Consider the following 18,628-nt stretch of genomic DNA (forward strand, 5'->3'; position numbering starts at 1 on the left):
CAACCTCACATCAACAGGTAAAGCAGTACGATATTGACCACCAGCATCATCAGCGCGGTCGGCAATTGGGCCTTGATCACCGCGTTCTTGTCCGGCAGCTCCAGTAACGCAGCCGGCACAATATTGAAGTTGGCGGCCATGGGCGTCATCAAGGTCCCGCAGTAGCCGGAGAACATGCCGATCGCTGCCATCACCGCCGGGTTACCGCCGTAGATTCCCACCAGTACCGGCACGCCGACGCCGCCAGTCATCACCGGAAACGCCGCGAAGCCGTTCCCCATGATCACTGTAAACAAAGCCATGCCCAGCACGTAGACCATCACCGCCACCAACTTGAAATCCAGGTTGATATAGGTGGTAGTGACATGCGCTACAGCCGTGCCGACCCCAGCTTCGTTGAACAGCAAGCCGAGCATCGCCAGCATTTGCGGCAGCACCATGGCCCAGCCCAGGGCTTCTGTGAGGCGGCGGGATTCGCGCAAGGCTTGTACCGGCGTATCGCGGGTCAGCCAGCAGGCAAGGCCGAGGGCGATCAGGCAGCCGATGCCGAGGGAGACGAAGGTGGTGTTTTTCGGGTCCAACAGCGGTGTGCCGCCGATTTCGGTGTGTTTGAGCAACACCGAGCCGATCACCGTGGTCAGGGGGATGGCCAACGCAGGGATAAACAGTTTGTGACCCAGCCGACCGGCACTGGCACGCGAAGCCTTTTCATGCAGCTCAACATGCTTGCCACGTCCGACGCCGCCCATGCCGGCGATCAATGCCATGACCACGATGCCGACACCGATAACCACCGACGGCAAGCGTTCACCGATCAGGAACGGAATGGCGAACAACAGCCAGAACAACGCACTGGACCAGCGCTTGGGATGGGTTCTGTCCATCACGATCATGCCCGCCGTGATCAACAGCAGAACCCCGGCCAGCCAGTAGAGGTATTGAATGGAAATGATCATTGCGCGGCCTCCACGGGGGTGGCGGCAGACGTCATCTCACGGGTGAGCCTTCGGTCAAACCGATGCAGACGGATCGCATGGATAATAAACGCGCAGATCGCCGTAGGAATGCCCCACACCGCGATGTGCAGAGGTTCCACATCAATCCCTGAGCCGAGCAGGAAGGTGTGCATCAATGCGATGGCGCCAAAGGCGACAAAGATGTCTTCACCAAAAAAAAGCCCGACGTTGTCTGTCGCGGCGCACATGGCCAACACCTTGTGACGCAATTTGTCTGGCAGCTTGCCGTAGCGTTTTTCCGCCGCACCCTCGGCCATTGGCGCCAGTAACGGGCGCACCATCTGCGGGTGCCCACCCAGACTGGTCAAGCCCATGGCGGCCGTGGATTCGCGCACAAACAGGTAAATGATCAACAAGCGCCCGACCGTGGCGCGCTCGAACCGTGCAATCCAGTTCTGCGCATGCAGGCGCAGCCCATGGCGCTCCAATAGGCCGATGACCGCCAGGGGCAACAACAGAATCAACTGCAGAGCTCGGGTCTGAAGGAAGCCATCGCCCATGGTGGCAAGGATTTTCTCCAGTGGAAAATGGGCGGCAAAACCGGTGGCGATAGCGGCGGCGGTGACCACCAGCAGAGGGTTGATGCGCAAGACAAAGCCAACCACGATCACAAGTACGCCGATCAACGGCCATAAGTTCACAACAGTTTGCATGGCGGAGAGGTCCTTTAGTGCGCGCTGCGGCGCCATTACAGCAGGATGTGAACAAAGGGTTCACAGCAAGAAGTGGCGTGCAGTCGGCTCGGTTTTTATTGTTGACCCGGAAGGTCGAGCGTCAGTGGCGGCAACTTTGCTGGCTGGGGCGGGAGGTGTCCAACAAGAAAAATTGTTGCTGCAAACCAATAAATTTTGTGGGTGATTGAGTCGCGCGTACGTAGCAAGGTGTGGACAGACCGGGAAGAATTCGCGCATCTTAGCGCCGCCCGTTTATCAGCCGTGTGCTGGCAACCCGCGCACGCTTCACTCAATACTGCTGTGGATATGGAAATTCAATGAAAGCCCAAAAAATCCTGATCGCCCTCTCCTGCGCCGTTGCTTTATCCATGCTGGGTGGCTGCGCCGCCAAGGTAAAAAGCGGTGGTAGCGCCGCGCTGACCATCTCGGATTCCGCCAAACACAACCTCGTGGTGAGCATCAAGGGCGAAGGCCCGGTCGAGCAAAATCCGGACTGGAACCTACTCAAGCGCGACTGGAACAACGCGCTCCAGGTAGAAGCCCGCCAGGCCGGTTTCAATGTCACGGAAAGCCCTGCTGTAGCACCGAGTGATGAGGAAGGTGTAGCCATCAGCATCAACGTGAGCAAGTTCCGCTACATCGAGCCGGGCTCGCGGTATGTCGCCGGAGTGTTGGTCGGTAACGCCTGGGTCTTCTCCCGCGCCGACTACTCCGACCTGAAATCCGGCGCACCGATTGGTTCGCGCACCTACGACACCTCATCGTCCGCCTGGGAAGGCATTGCCTCGGCCATGACGCAGAAGCAGGTGCAGGCGATTGCCAAGCAGATGATCAGCGATATCAAGAGTGCCAAGGCGAAGTAAGCCGTCCTTGTGAGCGAATTTTTCGAGCTGACCTGGAAGCTGATCGACCTGGTGCTCAGATATCTAGATATCGCAAGCGACCGCACCCCGCCACGGCGAAAACGCGTGTTCTCATTCGGATTCGTAATGTTTTTACTGTTGGTCGCGGTGGTTGAACTGGTGGTGCTGCAGGCATTTCTTGGAGGGAACGGCTGAGGCTGTCGCTTCGGTTTCCAGCGGCGCGACTGACCTCAAAAACCCTGTTTATAGTGGCGGGATACTTGCGGGGTTCAACATGCAAAAAGCCCAGCGAATAGCTGGGCCTGCATTGAAAAACCTACTCTGCAGGTGACTCGGAGGCTGGCGAAACCACCTTGAGTGTGAGCTTTGGATCAGCCACCTCCACCCAGCCCTTCTTCAAAGACTCATCCGCCACAATTTTACGTATCAAAAAGCAGTAGATGATTGGCAAACCGGCACTTAGGATTGCCATCCAAGGCGGGCCTGCGATAAAACTCAGCCCTATGACGATCATCCAGATAAACAAATGCCGCCAGAGTCCGGCCAAGCGGAGATCAGGGAAACCCAGAAACTATATCGCCAGAACCTGAAACGAATCGACGTATTCAATCTGGTCGCTGCCTGGACGTTTGAAGTAGCGGGCCACTGCACTGCCTTTTTGGGTTTAACCCAGCGAACCTAGCACTGTAAGCCCGGGACGAACAAGGCTGCGCGAGACGGGAGCTCGGTGTATAGAGCACGCCGGAATGCGACACAAAAACAAAAAAGGGCCCACCTTTCGGTGAGCCCTTCTAGACCGCCCAGCAGAGCGGATTTTGTTTGGTAGGCGCGATTGGACTCGAACCAACGACCCCCACCATGTCAAGGTGGTGCTCTAACCAACTGAGCTACGTGCCTGCTGTGAGGCGGCATTCTACGGAATTCCGGAGGGGTGTCAACATCTTTTTTGCAGCTAACCCTATGAATATGCGAATTTTTTATTGGCGTGGAGCCCACGCGTGAATTTCGGGTGGCTGGCAGGCAATTTTCAACTCAGGTAGGATCAGCGCACTCGTAAAAAATATAAAACAGAGGTTCCAGGATGGCGAACACCCCCTACCCCCAGTCGTATTACGCCGCTTCCGCGAATACCGTTCCACCTCGCCCGGCACTGCAAGGCGAGGTCGAAACCGACGTGTGCGTGATTGGCGCCGGCTATACCGGCCTTTCCAGCGCGCTGTTTCTGCTGGAGAACGGTTTTCGCGTGACGGTACTGGAAGCCGCCAAGGTGGGGTTTGGCGCCTCGGGCCGAAACGGCGGGCAGATCGTTAACAGCTACAGCCGTGATATCGACGTGATCGAGCGCAGCGTCGGGCCGCAGCAGGCGCAGTTGCTGGGGCAGATGGCGTTTGAGGGCGGCAGGATCATTCGTGAACGCGTCGCCAAGTATCAGATCCAGTGCGACCTCAAGGACGGCGGGGTATTCGCCGCACTTAACAGCAAGCACATGGGCCACCTGGAGTCGCAAAAGCGCCTGTGGGAACGCTACGGCCACACGCAGCTGGAGTTACTGGACGAACGCCGCATCCGCGAAGTGGTGGCCTGTGACAACTACGTCGGCGGTTTGCTGGACATGAGTGGCGGGCACATCCACCCGCTCAACCTGGCCTTGGGCGAAGCAGCAGCAGTTGAATCGCTGGGCGGAACGATCTACGAGCAATCGGCAGCAGTGCGCATCGAGCGCGGCGCCAACCCAGTGGTGCACACCGCCGAGGGCAAGGTCAGGGCCAAGTTCATCATCGTCGCGGGCAATGCCTACTTGGGCAACCTGGTACCGGAACTGGCCGCCAAATCAATGCCGTGTGGCACGCAAGTAATCACCACGGCGCCGCTGGGCGATGAGTTGGCGAAGACGTTGCTGCCGCAGGATTACTGCGTCGAAGACTGTAACTATCTGCTCGACTACTACCGCCTCACCAGCGACAAGCGCCTGATCTTCGGCGGTGGCGTGGTGTATGGCGCACGCGACCCGGCAAACATCGAGGCAATCATCCGTCCGAAGATGCTCAAGGCCTTTCCGCAGCTCAAAGACGTGAAAATCGACTACGCCTGGACCGGCAATTTCCTGCTGACCTTGTCGCGCTTGCCGCAAGTTGGTCGGCTGGGTGACAACATTTACTACTCGCAAGGCTGCAGCGGCCATGGCGTGACGTACACGCACCTGGCGGGCAAGGTACTGGCGGAGGCGCTGAGAGGCCAGGCAGAGCGTTTTGATGCGTTTGCTGACCTGCCGCACTACCCGTTCCCGGGTGGGCAACTGCTGCGCACGCCGTTTGCGGCGCTTGGGGCCTGGTATTACGGGCTGCGCGACAAGTTGGGCTTCTAACGCTATCCAACTGTGTGCGGGCTTGCTCGCGAATGCGGTGGTTCAGTCACTGGAAATATTGACTGACGAACCGCCTTAGCTAGCAAGCCCGCTTCCCACATAAGCCAAATCGCAGACACAAAAAACCCCGGTCTTTCGACCAGGGTCTTTGCTATCGGATCAAAGCAGCCAAAGGCTTTCTTTGTGCTTCAAGGCGTTCAGTGGGCCTTGAAGCAGATATGGCGCAGCGGACGGGACTCGAACCCGCGACCCCCGGCGTGACAGGCCGGTATTCTAACCGACTGAACTACCGCTGCGTATCGCTTGACCAGTTGAACGTAAACCCTCAACTGTCTTTAAACATCTGATCGATCAGCCTTGGCTGTTCAATCTCAAGCCTGATAGATCAAGCCTGGAAAATATGGCGCAGCGGACGGGACTCGAACCCGCGACCCCCGGCGTGACAGGCCGGTATTCTAACCGACTGAACTACCGCTGCGCGTCGGTGCAACCTTTAACGTTGCGTCTTGCCCTGAAGCAAAACTCTCAAGAAGTGGTGGGTGATGACGGGATCGAACCGCCGACCCTCTGCTTGTAAGGCAGATGCTCTCCCAGCTGAGCTAATCACCCTTTGCTTCGTTGAGGCCGCGAAATTTACGCAGGTAGCGGACCTAAGTCAATAGCAGGATTGAGTTTTTTTTCAAAAACAGCTGTAAGTTGCAAGCTTCAAGCTGCAAGTTAAAAGCTACCGAAAACCGGCTTTCACTTACAGCTTGAAGCTTGCAACTGCCCCTCACTGCTCATAGACCATCTTCTTGCTCATGCCACCGTCCACCACAAACTCTTGCCCGGTGACAAACCCCGCTTGGCGCGACAGCAACCACGCCACCATCGCCGCCACGTCCTCGACCTTACCCACCCTGCCCGCCGGATGCTGGGCGTGATCGGTATCACTCAGCGGCTCTGCGCGACGGGCTGCGGGATCACGCGCATCGATCCAGCCAGGGCTGACCGCATTGACCCGCACTTCCGGCCCAAGGCTCATGGCCAAGGCGTGAGTCAGCGCCAGCAGGCCACCCTTGCTCGCCGCATAGGCTTCGGTGTCCGGCTCCGACTGGCGAGCCCGCGTCGACGCCAGGTTGACGATGGCACCGCCATGGGCACGAAGATACGGCGCACAGTGCTTGGCCAATAACATCGGCCCACTGAGATTCACAGCCAGCACCCGATTCCAGTAAGCCAGATCCAGGCTTTCCAGGGTAATGTTGCGCGGGTCGGCGACCGCCGCATTGCACACCAGCGCGTCCAGGCGCCCGAACTGCCCGAGCACTTCGGCGACGCCCTGGGCCACTTGCTTCTCGTCGGCCACGTCCATGGTGATAAACCAGGCGTTTTCGCCCAGCACCTTGGACACCCTGGAACCGCGCTCGCGGTCCAGGTCGGTCAACACGACTTGCCAGCCTTCGCTGATCAGCCACGCGGCAATCCCGAGGCCAATGCCCCGCGCCGCGCCTGTCACCAGCGCGACACGCCCGTTACTGGCTGCCGCCGTATCCATGGACCACTCGATCACAAGGCCGCCAGCCCGCGAGCCAGGTCAGCCTGCAAGTCGGCAACGTCCTCCAGGCCCACCGCAACGCGGATCAGGCTGTCACGGATACCCGCCGCCTCGCGCTCCTGTGGCGCCAGGCGCCCGTGGGAGGTGGTGCTCGGGTGAGTGATGGTGGTCTTGCTGTCACCCAGGTTGGCAGTGATGGAGATCAGGCGAGTGGCATCGATAAAGCGCCAGGCGCCGTCTTTGCCGCCCTTCACTTCGAAGCTCACCACGGCACCGAAACCACGCTGCTGGCGCTGGGCTAACGCGTGTTGCGGGTGGCTCTTAAGACCGGCGTAATGCACTTTCTCGATACCGTCCTGTTGCTCCAGCCACTCGGCCAGGGCCTGGGCGTTGGCGCAATGGGCCTTCATGCGCAGGCTGAGGGTTTCCAGGCCTTTGAGGAAGATCCAGGCATTGAACGGGCTCAAGGTCGGGCCAGCGGTGCGCAGGAAGCCGACGACCTCTTTCATCTGCTCACTGCGACCGGCGACCACACCGCCCATGCAACGACCCTGGCCGTCGATGAACTTGGTGGCCGAGTGCACAACAATGTCCGCGCCCAGCTTCAACGGCTGCTGCAGCGCCGGGGTGCAGAAGCAATTGTCGACCACCAGCATCGCGCCCTTGGCGTGAGCGACTTCGGCCAACGCGGCGATATCCACCAGCTCAGCCAAAGGGTTGGATGGCGACTCGACGAACAGCAACTTGGTGTTGGCTTTGATCGCAACGTCCCAGCCGGACAGGTCCGCCAGGGGCACGTAGTCCACTTCAATGCCAAAGCGCTTGAAGTACTTTTCGAACAGGCTGATGGTCGACCCAAACACGCTGCGCGACACCAGCACATGGTCGCCGGCGCTGCACAGGCTCATCACCACCGCCAGGATTGCCGCCATGCCGGTCGCCGTGGCCACCGCTTGCTCAGCACCTTCAAGCGCCGCGATACGCTCCTCGAACGCGCGCACGGTCGGGTTGGTGTAACGCGAATAGACGTTACCCGGCACTTCGCCAGCAAAGCGCGCAGCGGCGTCGGCCGCTGTGCGGAACACGTAGCTGGACGTGAAAAACATCGGATCACCGTGCTCACCTTCCGGCGTGCGGTGTTGGCCGGCGCGCACAGCCAGGGTATCGAAAGCTACGCCATCGAGGTCGCTGTCCAACCGACCGGCATCCCATTCCTGACTCATGCTGCCACTCCTTACTCAATTCTTTATTTAAGATACAAAACCGGCCCCTCAGGGCCGGTTGTCACTCAGTTGTTGTACAGATCGATGATCGCGCTGACCGCCTGGGTCTTGATCTTCGACGAGTCATTACGCGCCTGCTCGATCTTGTTCAGGTAGGCATCGTCGACATCCCCGGTCACGTACTTGCCGTCGAACACGGCGCAGTCGAACTGGTCGATCTTGATCTTGCCACCGCCGACCGCTTCGATCAGGTCCGGGAGGTCCTGGTAGATCAGCCAATCCGCGCCGATCAGGTCGGCAACATCCTGGGTCGAACGGTTGTGGGCGATCAGTTCATGGGCGCTCGGCATGTCGATACCGTAAACGTTCGGGTAACGCACGGCAGGCGCGGCAGAACAGAAGTACACGTTCTTAGCACCGGCTTCGCGGGCCATCTGGATGATCTGCTTGCAGGTGGTGCCACGCACGATGGAGTCATCCACCAGCATCACGTTCTTGCCGCGGAACTCCAGCTCGATCGCGTTGAGCTTCTGGCGAACCGACTTCTTGCGCGCCGCCTGGCCCGGCATGATGAAGGTACGGCCGATGTAGCGGTTTTTCACGAAGCCTTCGCGAAACTTGACACCCAGGTGGTTGGCCAATTCCAGCGCAGCGGTACGGCTAGTGTCCGGAATCGGGATTACCACGTCGATGTCATGCTCAGGACGCTCGCGCAGGATCTTCTCAGCCAGCTTCTCGCCCATACGCAGGCGTGCCTTGTACACCGAAACGCCGTCGATGATCGAATCCGGACGCGCCAGGTAGACGTGTTCGAAGATGCACGGGGTGAGTTTCGGCGCCACGGCGCACTGGCGGGTGTGCAGCTTGCCGTCTTCGGTGATGTACACCGCTTCGCCCGGCGCGAGGTCGCGAATCAAGGTGAAGCCCAGGACGTCCAGGGACACGCTTTCGGAAGCGATCATGTACTCGACGCCTTCGTCGGTGTGACGCTGGCCGAACACGATCGGGCGGATGCCGTGCGGGTCGCGGAAGCCGACGATGCCATAACCAGTGATCATGGCGACAACGGCGTAACCACCGACGCAACGGTTGTGCACGTCAGTCACGGCAGCGAACACATCCTCTTCGGTCGGCTGCAGCTTGCCGCGCTGGGCCAGTTCGTGGGCGAACACGTTGAGCAGCACTTCCGAGTCAGAGTTAGTGTTGACGTGGCGCAGGTCAGATTCGTAAATCTCCTTGGCCAGCTGTTCAACGTTGGTCAGGTTACCGTTGTGAGCCAGCGTGATGCCGTAAGGCGAGTTGACGTAAAACGGCTGAGCTTCGGCAGACGTCGAGCTGCCGGCAGTCGGGTAACGCACATGGCCAATGCCCATGTGCCCGACCAGGCGCTGCATGTGACGCTGGTGGAACACGTCACGCACCAGGCCATTGTCCTTGCGCAGGAATAACCGGCCGTCGTGGCTGGTCACAATACCGGCAGCGTCCTGGCCGCGGTGCTGGAGGACGGTTAGCGCGTCATACAGCGCCTGATTGACGTTCGACTTACCGACGATACCGACGATGCCACACATGCGACGCAACCCCTACTTAATGAATCTTGACTGAACCCAGCTTACTGAGGCGTTTTGGCCGGTAAGAGGTGTTCCTTGAACGGAAGATCAGCGGGTACGCTGATTCCGCTGGCCAGCCACTGACTGCTCCACCCCAAAATGAGGTTCTTGGACCAATCTGCAACCAATAGAAATTTTGGCACGAGTACCGACTCCTGCCACCACGAATCCTGCTGTACCGGCCCCAGGCTCAACAGCCCGACTGCCACGACCACCAGCAACGCACCACGCGCAGCGCCAAAGGCCATGCCGAGAAATCGATCGGTCCCGGAGAGGCCGGTGACACGTATCAACTCGCCAATAAGATAATTGACCATTGCCCCCACCAGCAGCGTGGCGATGAACATGATGGCGCAGCCCGCGATGACGCGGGCCGAAGGTGTCTCGATGTATCCGGCCAGGTAGACCGACAATGAACCGCCGAACATCCAGGCTACGACTCCTGCGATGATCCAGGTCAGCAACGACAGTGCTTCTTTTACGAAGCCGCGGCTTAGACTGATCAAAGCGGAGATGGCGACAATTGCAACAATCGCCCAATCAACCCAGGTAAATGGCACAGTGCAGCCTACGGACAGATGAGGCGGCGCATTTTAGCAGAGCGCTGGGCTGTCGGTAAGCTGTGATTGCGGCTGCTTTGCAAATCAATAGTTTGTGGCGAGCCAACGCGATTTCAAGCCCACCACAAAACGAATGTGGGAGCTGGCTCGCCTTCGATGGGGCCGGCACATTCAACATCACTGTTGATTGATCCGGCGTCATCGCAGGCAAGCCAGCTCCCACGTTTGGCTTGCATCCCTACCAAGTGCTGGCGGTATCAGCCGCGCTCAGGCTGGAAGCGGGTCACAAAACCCTTGAGGTTCTGCTGGCGATCCAGCAAGTCCCGCAGGCGATCCGCTTCGGCACGCTCGATCAACGGCCCGACAAACACGCGGTTCTTGCCGTCGGCGCTACGGATATAGGCGTTATAGCCCTGGCTACGCAGCTTCTTTTGCAAGGCGTCGGCGCCCTCGCGGCTGCCCAGGCTGGCCACTTGAATCGACCAACTGATCGGCAAGCCATTCGGATCGATACGACTCTGGCCCACATCCGGCTTGCCCGGTGCGGCGGGCTGCGGTGCTACCGGCTTGGGCGCAGGTGCAGGCGCGACAGGCTTCGCAGCGGGTGCCGGCTTGACCACTGGCACGCTTGGCTGCACCGGCATCGACGGTGCTTGCTGCGCAGCCACTTCATCATCCGTCGGCACAGGCTCTTCTTCCGGCAAGGCCTGGGGCTCAGGCACGACCACAGACTCGACCTGAACCTGCGGCACCGCCGGGGCTTGTGGCGCGGCCGGAGCCTCAACCACGACCTGGCGCGCTTCGTCCTGACGAGAGAACAGCATCGGCAGGAAAATCACCGCCAGCGCTACCAGAACCAAGGCTCCGACCATTCGCTGCTTGTACGCGCTATCCAGTAATGCCATGTGCAGCTTCCTCCGTGGAGCGCCGGGCTAACCACTCAAGCGCCTCGGCAACGCAATAAAATGACCCGAACAATAGAATTTCATCGTCGGGCGTAGCAACGGCGCACTGCGCTTCAAGGGCCTCGGTGACGCTTGTATACGACGCCACAGGTGCACCAAGGTTCTGCAACGCCAGTTCCAGCTCAGCAGCCGGGCGACTACGCGAAGTATCCAGCGGCGCCACAGCCCAGGCCTGGACGCTGCCCAACAAGGGCGCGACCACGCCATCCAGGTCCTTGTCCGCCAGCAGACCGAATACGGCAAGACGACGACCGACCTGCGGCGTGCGTGAAAGGCGCTGAGCCAGGTACTCGGCCGCATGGGGGTTGTGCCCCACATCCAACAGCAAGTTCAGGCGCTTGCCCTGCCATTCGAACGCACGACGATCCAGGCGCCCTACCACGCGAGTCGCCAGCAATGTGGCAGCAATCTGCTCGGCATTCCACGGCAGATCCAGCAGCAGATAGGCTTGCAGCGCGAGCGCGGCGTTTTCCAATGGCAGGTTCAATAGCGGCAGGTCACGCAGTTCCACCGCCTGGCCACGGGCATCGAGCCCACGCCATTGCCAGTGCTGCTCACCGATCTCAAGATTGAATTCGCGGCCGCGCAGGAAGAACGGGCAACCCAGCTCGCGCACCTTGTCCAGCAGGGTATGCGGCGGATTTAGGTCACCACACAGCGCAGGCTTGCCCTGGCGGAAGATCCCGGCTTTTTCATAAGCCACGGACTCACGGGTGTTACCCAGGTAGTCGGCGTGGTCCACGCCAATGCTGGTGACCAGCGCCAGGTCGGCATCCACCACATTGACCGTGTCCAGACGCCCGCCCAGACCGACTTCCAGCACCACCACATCCAGTTGCGCACGCTCAAACAGCCAGAACGCCGCCAGGGTGCCCATCTCGAAATAAGTCAGGGAAATCTCGCCTCGGCCCGCATCGAGTGCGGCGAAGGCTTCGCAGAGTTGCGTATCAGTGGCTTCGACGCCATTGAGTTGCACCCGCTCGTTGTAACGCAGCAGGTGCGGGGAATTATAGACGCCAACTTTCAGCCCTTGGGCCTGGAGCAGCGCCGCGACAAAGGCACAGGTAGAGCCTTTGCCGTTGGTGCCGGTTACCGTGATCACGCGCGGCGCCGGACGACCCAACCCGAGGCGGGCCGCTACCTGTTGCGAACGCTCCAGGCCCATGTCGATGGCGGAGGGATGCAACTGCTCAAGGTAGGCAAGCCATTCGCCCAGGGTGCGCTGGGTCATAGGTTTGCAGGCACCGGCGGCACCACAATCGGCTCGACTTTAGGCGCGACGTAGACAGGCGTAGGCAGGCCCATCATTTGCGCCAGCAGGTTGCCCAGGCGCGGGCGCAGCTCACTGCGCGGGATGATCAGGTCGATAGCACCGTGCTCCAGCAGGAACTCGCTGCGCTGGAAACCTTCGGGCAGCTTTTCGCGTACGGTCTGCTCGATCACGCGCGGGCCGGCAAAGCCGATCAGGGCCTTTGGCTCGCCGACGATCACATCACCCAGCATTGCCAGGCTGGCGGAAACACCGCCGTAGACCGGGTCAGTGAGCACGGAGATGAACGGGATGCCTTCTTCGCGAAGACGCGCCAGTACCGCGGAGGTCTTGGCCATTTGCATCAGGGAAATCAGGGCTTCTTGCATACGAGCCCCACCGGAGGCGGCGAAGCAGATCATCGGGCAACGGTTTTCCAGGGCATAGTTGGCCGCGCGGACAAAGCGCTCACCGACGATGGCCCCCATGGACCCCCCCATGAAGGAGAACTCAAACGCCGACACCACAACTGGCATGCCGAGCAATTTGCCGCTGACGGAAATCAGCGCGTCTTTCTCGCCGGTCTGCTTCTGCGCACCGACCAAGCGGTCCTTGTACTTCTTGCTGTCACGGAACTTGAGACGGTCAACTGGCTCCAGATCAGCGCCCAGTTCGTTGCGGCCGTCAGCATCCAGGAAAATGTCGATGCGGTCGCGCGCGCCAATACGCATGTGGTGGTTGCACTTGGGGCAAACGTCCAGGGTCTTTTCAAGCTCGGGGCGATACAGCACCGCGTCGCAGGATGGGCACTTGTGCCACAGACCTTCAGGAACCGAGCTTTTCTTCACCTCGGAACGCATGATCGAAGGGATCAGTTTGTCTACTAACCAGTTGCTCATGCTTTCTTTCTCCAGTACCGGTGGCTTGAACACAGCCCCGCGTATGCCCTTGAGCTAAATTCATATGTGGCGATGACACATGCTGGACGGGGTCAGACGTTCGACCGGCCATTTCCTGCATGCACCCTCAGCCTTCCAGACAACCTGCCAGCGCAGGGTTGCCACTTCATTTCCGGGCCACCCACAGGCGGCGCCGGGCTGTTTTACACAGTGGTAGTTATGGACGGCGGCAGACTGCCAGCCGTCACATCCCACCACCGCTGTTGCGCACGGCCCGCATGAATGCGCGAATCTTGCTGTGGTCCTTGATGCCCTTGCCCTGCTCTACCCCACCACTGACATCCACGGCATACGGCCGAACCTGTTCGATCGCGGCTGCGATATTCGCAGGGTTGAGCCCGCCAGCCAGGATGATCGGTTTGCTCAAATCTTCGGGAATCAGCGACCAATCAAACGCCTCGCCGGTACCGCCGGGCACGCCTTCGACGTAGGTGTCGAGCAGAATCCCGCGAGCGCCACCATAGGCGGCACACGCCGCCGCGATATCATCCCCGGCCTTGACGCGCAACGCCTTGATATACGGGCGCTGATAGCTTTCACATTCTTCCGCCGTTTCGTCGCCATGGAACTGCAGCATGTCCAACGGTACGGCATCCAGGGTTTCGTTGAGCTCACACCGGCTGGCGTTGACGAACAGACCCACGGTGGTCACGAACGGCGGCAATGCGGCAATGATCGCCCGCGCCTGCAACACATTCACCGCCCGCGGGCTCTTGGCGTAAAACACGAAACCGATGGCATCCGCGCCCGCCTCGACCGCCGCCAGCGCGTCTTCTATGCGGGTAATCCCGCAAATCTTGCTGCGAACGGCTGACATGTCGTGAAAACCTCGGGGTTGGAACCAGAAAGTCCCGGATGGTAACAAAAGCTTTTCCGGGCGTCAGCCGCCAAGTTCGCTGAAACCTGTGAGGAAGTGTGGCCCGATGAAACGTTCCGGCAATTCAAACTCGTCGCGGTACTCCACATCCACCAGGTACAGACCGAACGGATGTGCCGTGACCCCGCCCGTGCGGCGAATTCGGCTTTCCAGTACTTCCTTGGCCCACTCCACCGGGCGCTCGCCCGTGCCGATAGTCATCAGCACCCCGGCAATGTTTCGAACCATATGGTGCAGGAAGGCCCCGGCGCGAATATCCAGCACAATCATCTTGCCGTGACGGGTCACCCGCAAATGGTGGACCTCCTTGATCGGCGACTTGGCCTGGCACTGGCCGGCACGAAACGCGCTGAAATCATGCACGCCCACCAGGTGCTGCGCCGCTTCGGCCATGCGCTCGGCATCCAGCAGGCGGTGGTTCCAGGTAATTTCTTCGTTGAGGTGCGCCGGGCGGATCTGATCGTTGTAGATCACGTAGCGATAACGCCGGGCGATCGCCTTGAAGCGTGCATGAAAGTGCGCCGGCATCACCTTGGCCCAGCTGACACTGACGTCATGGGGCAGATTGATATTGGCGCCCATCACCCAAGCTTTCATTGACCGTTCAGCCTGGGTGTCGAAGTGCACTACCTGGCCGCAGGCGTGCACGCCGGCGTCGGTGCGCCCGGCGCACATCAGCGATACCGGCGAATCGGCGACTTTGGACAGGGCCTTTTCCAGGGTTTCCTGCACCGTCAGCACACCGGAGGCCTGGCGCTGCCAGCCGCGATAGCGCGAGCCTTTGTATTCCACGCCAAGGGCGATGCGGTAAAAGCCTGCGGCCGCCATTTCGGCGGCCGCGTTATCTATATTTGCCAAGAACTGAGAGCCTGATGAGTTGCGCAGAGGGGGTCATTATGCCGGTTTGTGTGGGAGCCCACAAAAGCAAAACGGCGCCCCGAAGGGCGCCGCTGCTTTAACAGTCGACGATCACGCCAGCCGGTCGAGCATTTCCTTAGCCTCGCCGCGCTGGGTCTCATCACCTTCGGTCAGCACTTCGGAGAGGATGTCCCGCGCGCCGTCCGCATCGCCCATGTCGATATAGGCTTGGGCCAGGTCAAGCTTGGTGGCCACCTCATCCGTGCCGGAGAGGAAGTCGAATTCCGGCTCATCATCGCCCAGTGCCGCGTCTTCCGCGGTAAAGGACGGCTCGATGGACGGATGTTCCAGGCTCTGGGACAGGCGGTCCAGTTCGGCATTGACGTCATCCAGCTCCGACGCAAAAGCATCAGGCTTGGCGCTTGCTTGCGGCTCATCGGCCAGGGACAGGTCGAAATCTTCCGACAGATCGAAATCGTCCAGCGCCGCAGGGGTCAGGGTCGGCGGCTCGACAGCAGGTACGTCCTTCATCTGCTCGTCCAGGCCCGAGAGGAAGTCGTCATCGGATTGCGCCGAAGCCGGTGCATCAGGTTGCAGGTCCAGGTCGAAGTCCGACAGATCATCCGGAGCGGCCTTGGCTTCAGTCTGCTGCTGCAGGAGCGACTCGAATGTCTGCTGATCGTCCTTGACCTCAGCCGGGGATGCCGCTTCCAGATCGTCCAGGCTCAAATCGAAATCGGTGTCGAAGGTCTCTGGCGCAGGCTCAGCCGGCTTGTCTTCGAGCAAATCCTTGACGTATTGAGCGTCCAGCGCGGCGGCGGCAACCGCAGCGCTGACGCCCGCCGCCAAAACGGCCATGGCCGGGAAGCGGCTTTTGAGCTGCTCGACCTGGGCGTGGTTTTCACCATTGGCTACCAGTTGACGCTCTTGGGTGACGAAGCCGTCCTTGTCGCTTTGCAGGCCGTAGACTTCCATCAGCTTCAAACGCAGGTCGCTGCGCTTGGGCTCATGCTTAATTGCCTGCTCCAGCACATCGGCGGCCTGGTTCAGGTGGCCACGGTCGATATGGGATTGGGCCTGGGCCAGTGAATCGCTGGAGTTTGCCGGGGCCACAGCAACAGCCAGCGGCGCAAGTACAGAGGCAACGGTCGGCACAACAACTGCCGGCTCAACGGCTGGGGCCGCTGCTGGAGCGGCGGCCAACTTGACGCTTGGCGGCGGCACTTCCAGGCCTTCGAAACTGTCCGGCGGCAGGTCGTGGTCGATGTTGGAGGCGAACTCCGGCTCTTCAGCCAGGGCCCGCGCCATGCGCAGGTGCTTTTCCTCTTCGCGGCGAGCATTGCGATGGCGCGCCCACAACAGCAGGAGCAACAGCACCAACAAAATAGCCGCACCGCCGAGCACGCCGAGCACGGCGGGGCTAGTCAGCAGGTCGTTGAATTTGCCCTCGGTGGTGGCAGGCGCTGCATCAGCTTTGACCGGTTCAGCCGCTGGCACAGGCGCTGCTGTCGCTGCTGTCGCTGCTGTCGCTGCATCGGGCACTGAAGGGGCAGCAGCCGGCTCACCCGCCAACTGAGCCGGCATTGCTGCAGTGGCCGGAGCGACCGGAGCCCCCTTTTCAGCCTGTAAACGGGCAAGCTGATCGTTTTTCAGTTGAATCAGTTTTTGCAGCTTGTCCAACTGGCTTTGCAGGTCGGCCGCACGGCTTTTCAGCTCTTCGTTGTCGCGACGAGTGGTGTCCAGTTGCTCCTGGGTCATTGCCAGTTTGTCGCTCAGAACCGCGCTGTCGCCAGCCTTGCCTTTGGCGTCCTTCTTGGCCGCCTCGGCCGAAACCAGGCTCAAGTTGTCCTTAGCGTTGGTAGTCGCTGGCGCGTTGCCAGCTTGGGCGCGCTTGGTGGCGTCCAGTTGCTGCTTACCCGCCGCAGGGTTGGTGGCGACGCGCCGACCCTGGCGCCAGGCGTTATTCTGCGCGCGGACTTCGGCTATCGCCTGGGGTTGCGGCAGCGCGGTGCTTTCTACGGTATCTGGCAGGCGCAGGACCTGGCCGGTTTTCAGGAGGTTGATATTGCCGTCGATAAACGCGCCCGGGTTGAGCGCCTGGATCGCCAGCATCGTCTGCTGGACCGAGCCGCCATTGCGATTCTTCGCGGCAATTTCCCACAAGGTGTCGCGGGAGGTGGTGGTGTACTGCGCCGGCTTGCTCACGGCTGGCGCGGTGCTGGCAGGCGCCGCCACACGCGGGGCAGGTGCGGCGGCCGTCGGTGCCCGCTGGTCGAATTTGGCCGGGTCGAGCAATACGCTGTAATCGCGCATCAGACGGCCATTGGGCCATTGCACCTGCAGCAGAAAGCGTACGTAGGATTCCGGCAGCGGCTTGCTTGAGGTGACACGCACCACGCTGCGGCCATTGGGATTGACCACCGGGGTAAACGTCAGGTCATTGAGGAACGCCTGGCGATCGACGCCCGCGTCCACAAACGCCTGAGATGAGGCCAGGCTCGGCGTGATCTCGGAAGCCGTGAGGCCACCGACATCGAGCAATTCGATCTCCACCGCCAACGGCTGGTTCAACTTCGACTTGAGGGTCATCTCCCCCAGCTGCAGCGCCTGCGCCATACCGGAGGACAGCGCCGAGGCGGCCGCTATTGCTAACACCAGTTTGCGAACTTGAACCATAGCCTCATCCTTTGTTTGAACACTCCCCGGCCTGCGAGAAGGTTGGTAACCGCTGCCATAAGGCATGGCGAGCCGATAGGTTACCGACGCGCTTCTGTTCTGCTTTGGACCAAGCATAGCGCCTGGCTAGAATCAATCTACAAATTGCCGCCAAGTATCTTTTACACAAGGTCTTTTATCAACAACTGCGCCAACTGCACGGCGTTCAGTGCGGCGCCTTTGCGTACGTTATCTGACGTCAGCCACAGATTTAGTTCCGCCGGGTCATCCACACCCTTACGGACCCGCCCTACATAAATAACATCCTGGCCTACCGCGTCGCCCACTGCGGTGGGATAGTCCCCCTCATCCACGAGCTCTATACCTGGAGCTGTGTCGAGTGCGCGGTTCACGGCGGCGAGATCGACCGCTGCGCCCAATTGCAGAGACACAGTCAGGCTATCGCCAAAAAACACCGGTGCTTGAACGCAAGTTGCGGAAATCTTTAGCAAAGGTAATGCCAGCACTGCACGCAGTTCATGGACCAGGCGTTTTTCCAAGGCTGTATGACCCTGGGCGTCTGGCGCGCCGACTTGCGCCAACACATTGAAGGCGACCTGACGATCAAAGAACGTCGGTTCCAGCGGGCGCATGTTCAGCAGCTCGGCGGTTTGCCGTGCGAGCTCGCTGACCGCCTCGCGCCCCTGGGCCGACATTGCCAGGTTGGCGGTGACGCTCACGCGTTGGATATCCAACAGGCCACGCAAGGGCGCCAGTACCACCGCCAGGTTGGTCGCCGATGGGCTTGGGCTGCCGAGCTGGAACGGTTTTTTCAGGCCATCAAGCACATGGGCGTTGACTTCCGGCACCACTTGCGGCGCTTGCGCGGCCGGCAAGGCGCCAGACAAGTCGATCACCGAGCAACCCGCCGCGGTGGCACGCGGGGCGAAACTCAAGGTAACCGCCGGTCCCGCCGCAAAAAAAGCCAGTTGCACTTTGCTGAAGTCGAACTCATCGACTTCCCTCACCCGCACGTTCTTGCCGCGAAACGGCACGGATGCGCCAGCCGAGTTGTTGCCCGCCAGCAAATGCAGAGTGCCCACCGGGAAGCTCAACTCTTCAAGGATCTGCACCAGGGTTTCGCCAACGGTGCCGGTGGCGCCGATTACGGCGATATCAAAGGTCTGGGTCATGAGGGCTGCCTCGGGCATTGCGGG

The 18,628-nt window shown here is 60.5% G+C and carries 16 protein-coding genes and 4 tRNA genes; 3 read left to right on the forward strand and 17 right to left on the reverse strand.

The annotated features are described in order from the left end of the window. Nucleotides 1–5 precede the first annotated feature (5 nt). Nucleotides 6–956, reverse strand: coding sequence for a DUF979 domain-containing protein (locus AACY30_RS02360; RefSeq protein WP_339471281.1), 951 nt, complete (start codon nucleotides 954–956; stop codon nucleotides 6–8). Next, complete coding sequence (locus AACY30_RS02365; protein WP_339420616.1) at nucleotides 953–1,669, reverse strand: DUF969 domain-containing protein; 717 nt, start codon at nucleotides 1,667–1,669, stop codon at nucleotides 953–955. The genes AACY30_RS02360 and AACY30_RS02365 overlap by 4 nt, the downstream gene beginning before the upstream one ends. A 338-nt stretch (nucleotides 1,670–2,007) precedes the next feature. On the opposite strand from AACY30_RS02365, the gene AACY30_RS02370 reads away from it, so the two are divergent. Together AACY30_RS02370 and AACY30_RS02375 are read left to right on the forward strand one after the other, a co-directional pair. Continuing rightward, entirely contained in the window at nucleotides 2,008–2,553 is a 546-nt protein-coding gene (locus AACY30_RS02370) for a hypothetical protein (protein ID WP_339471282.1), read from the forward strand. Between the two features lie 9 nt (nucleotides 2,554–2,562). After that, nucleotides 2,563–2,748, forward strand: coding sequence for a hypothetical protein (locus AACY30_RS02375; protein WP_339437348.1), 186 nt, complete (start codon nucleotides 2,563–2,565; stop codon nucleotides 2,746–2,748). Between the two features lie 625 nt (nucleotides 2,749–3,373). Here the strand turns inward: AACY30_RS02375 and AACY30_RS02380 are convergent. Continuing rightward, nucleotides 3,374–3,450: transfer RNA gene (locus AACY30_RS02380), tRNA-Val, on the reverse strand. A 184-nt stretch (nucleotides 3,451–3,634) separates the two neighbouring features. On the opposite strand from AACY30_RS02380, the gene AACY30_RS02385 reads away from it, so the two are divergent. Beyond that, complete coding sequence (locus AACY30_RS02385) at nucleotides 3,635–4,918, forward strand: NAD(P)/FAD-dependent oxidoreductase (protein WP_314566789.1); 1,284 nt, start codon at nucleotides 3,635–3,637, stop codon at nucleotides 4,916–4,918. A 219-nt stretch (nucleotides 4,919–5,137) separates the two neighbouring features. Here AACY30_RS02385 and AACY30_RS02390 read toward each other — a convergent pair. From AACY30_RS02390 to AACY30_RS02455, 14 genes are all read right to left on the reverse strand, one after another. Then, nucleotides 5,138–5,214, reverse strand: a tRNA-Asp gene (locus tag AACY30_RS02390). Between the two features lie 105 nt (nucleotides 5,215–5,319). Then, a tRNA-Asp gene (locus tag AACY30_RS02395) sits at nucleotides 5,320–5,396 on the reverse strand. A gap of 55 nt (nucleotides 5,397–5,451) precedes the next feature. Beyond that, a tRNA-Val gene (locus AACY30_RS02400) sits at nucleotides 5,452–5,527 on the reverse strand. 163 nt (nucleotides 5,528–5,690) lie between these two features. Then, nucleotides 5,691–6,455, reverse strand: coding sequence for an SDR family oxidoreductase (locus AACY30_RS02405; RefSeq protein WP_339539591.1), 765 nt, complete (start codon nucleotides 6,453–6,455; stop codon nucleotides 5,691–5,693). 11 nt (nucleotides 6,456–6,466) lie between these two features. Further along, nucleotides 6,467–7,678 carry an O-succinylhomoserine sulfhydrylase gene (locus tag AACY30_RS02410; protein ID WP_339437350.1) on the reverse strand — a complete coding sequence of 404 codons (1,212 nt, stop codon included), beginning with the start codon at nucleotides 7,676–7,678 and terminating at the stop codon, nucleotides 6,467–6,469. 65 nt (nucleotides 7,679–7,743) lie between these two features. Next, on the reverse strand, nucleotides 7,744–9,249 hold the full coding sequence (purF, locus tag AACY30_RS02415; RefSeq protein WP_339420611.1) for an amidophosphoribosyltransferase: 1,506 nt from the start codon (nucleotides 9,247–9,249) through the stop codon (nucleotides 7,744–7,746). Nucleotides 9,250–9,290: 41 nt separating this feature from the next. Beyond that, a complete protein-coding gene (locus AACY30_RS02420) occupies nucleotides 9,291–9,848 on the reverse strand; it encodes a CvpA family protein (protein WP_003192538.1) in 558 nt (185 codons plus the stop codon). 257 nt (nucleotides 9,849–10,105) lie between these two features. Next, entirely contained in the window at nucleotides 10,106–10,753 is a 648-nt protein-coding gene (locus tag AACY30_RS02425) for an SPOR domain-containing protein (protein ID WP_339539592.1), read from the reverse strand. Then, nucleotides 10,737–12,044, reverse strand: coding sequence for a bifunctional tetrahydrofolate synthase/dihydrofolate synthase (folC, locus tag AACY30_RS02430; protein WP_339471285.1), 1,308 nt, complete (start codon nucleotides 12,042–12,044; stop codon nucleotides 10,737–10,739). Before folC ends, AACY30_RS02425 begins: the two co-directional genes overlap by 17 nt. Beyond that, complete coding sequence (gene accD / locus AACY30_RS02435; protein WP_339471286.1) at nucleotides 12,041–12,961, reverse strand: acetyl-CoA carboxylase, carboxyltransferase subunit beta; 921 nt, start codon at nucleotides 12,959–12,961, stop codon at nucleotides 12,041–12,043. Before accD ends, folC begins: the two co-directional genes overlap by 4 nt. Before the next feature lie 244 nt (nucleotides 12,962–13,205). Beyond that, nucleotides 13,206–13,838 carry a phosphoribosylanthranilate isomerase gene (locus AACY30_RS02440; protein WP_339471287.1) on the reverse strand — a complete coding sequence of 211 codons (633 nt, stop codon included), beginning with the start codon at nucleotides 13,836–13,838 and terminating at the stop codon, nucleotides 13,206–13,208. A gap of 63 nt (nucleotides 13,839–13,901) precedes the next feature. Further along, nucleotides 13,902–14,726 carry a tRNA pseudouridine(38-40) synthase TruA gene (gene truA, locus AACY30_RS02445; RefSeq protein WP_339539613.1) on the reverse strand — a complete coding sequence of 275 codons (825 nt, stop codon included), beginning with the start codon at nucleotides 14,724–14,726 and terminating at the stop codon, nucleotides 13,902–13,904. 141 nt (nucleotides 14,727–14,867) lie between these two features. Further along, nucleotides 14,868–17,432, reverse strand: coding sequence for a FimV/HubP family polar landmark protein (locus tag AACY30_RS02450; RefSeq protein WP_339539594.1), 2,565 nt, complete (start codon nucleotides 17,430–17,432; stop codon nucleotides 14,868–14,870). Between the two features lie 161 nt (nucleotides 17,433–17,593). Continuing rightward, nucleotides 17,594–18,604, reverse strand: coding sequence for an aspartate-semialdehyde dehydrogenase (locus tag AACY30_RS02455; protein ID WP_339539596.1), 1,011 nt, complete (start codon nucleotides 18,602–18,604; stop codon nucleotides 17,594–17,596). Between the last annotated feature and the right edge of the window lie 24 nt (nucleotides 18,605–18,628).

The organism is Pseudomonas sp. RA_5y_Pfl1_P24, assembly GCF_963970945.1.
In the GTDB taxonomy this organism is placed as follows: Bacteria; Pseudomonadota; Gammaproteobacteria; order Pseudomonadales; family Pseudomonadaceae; genus Aquipseudomonas; species Aquipseudomonas tritici.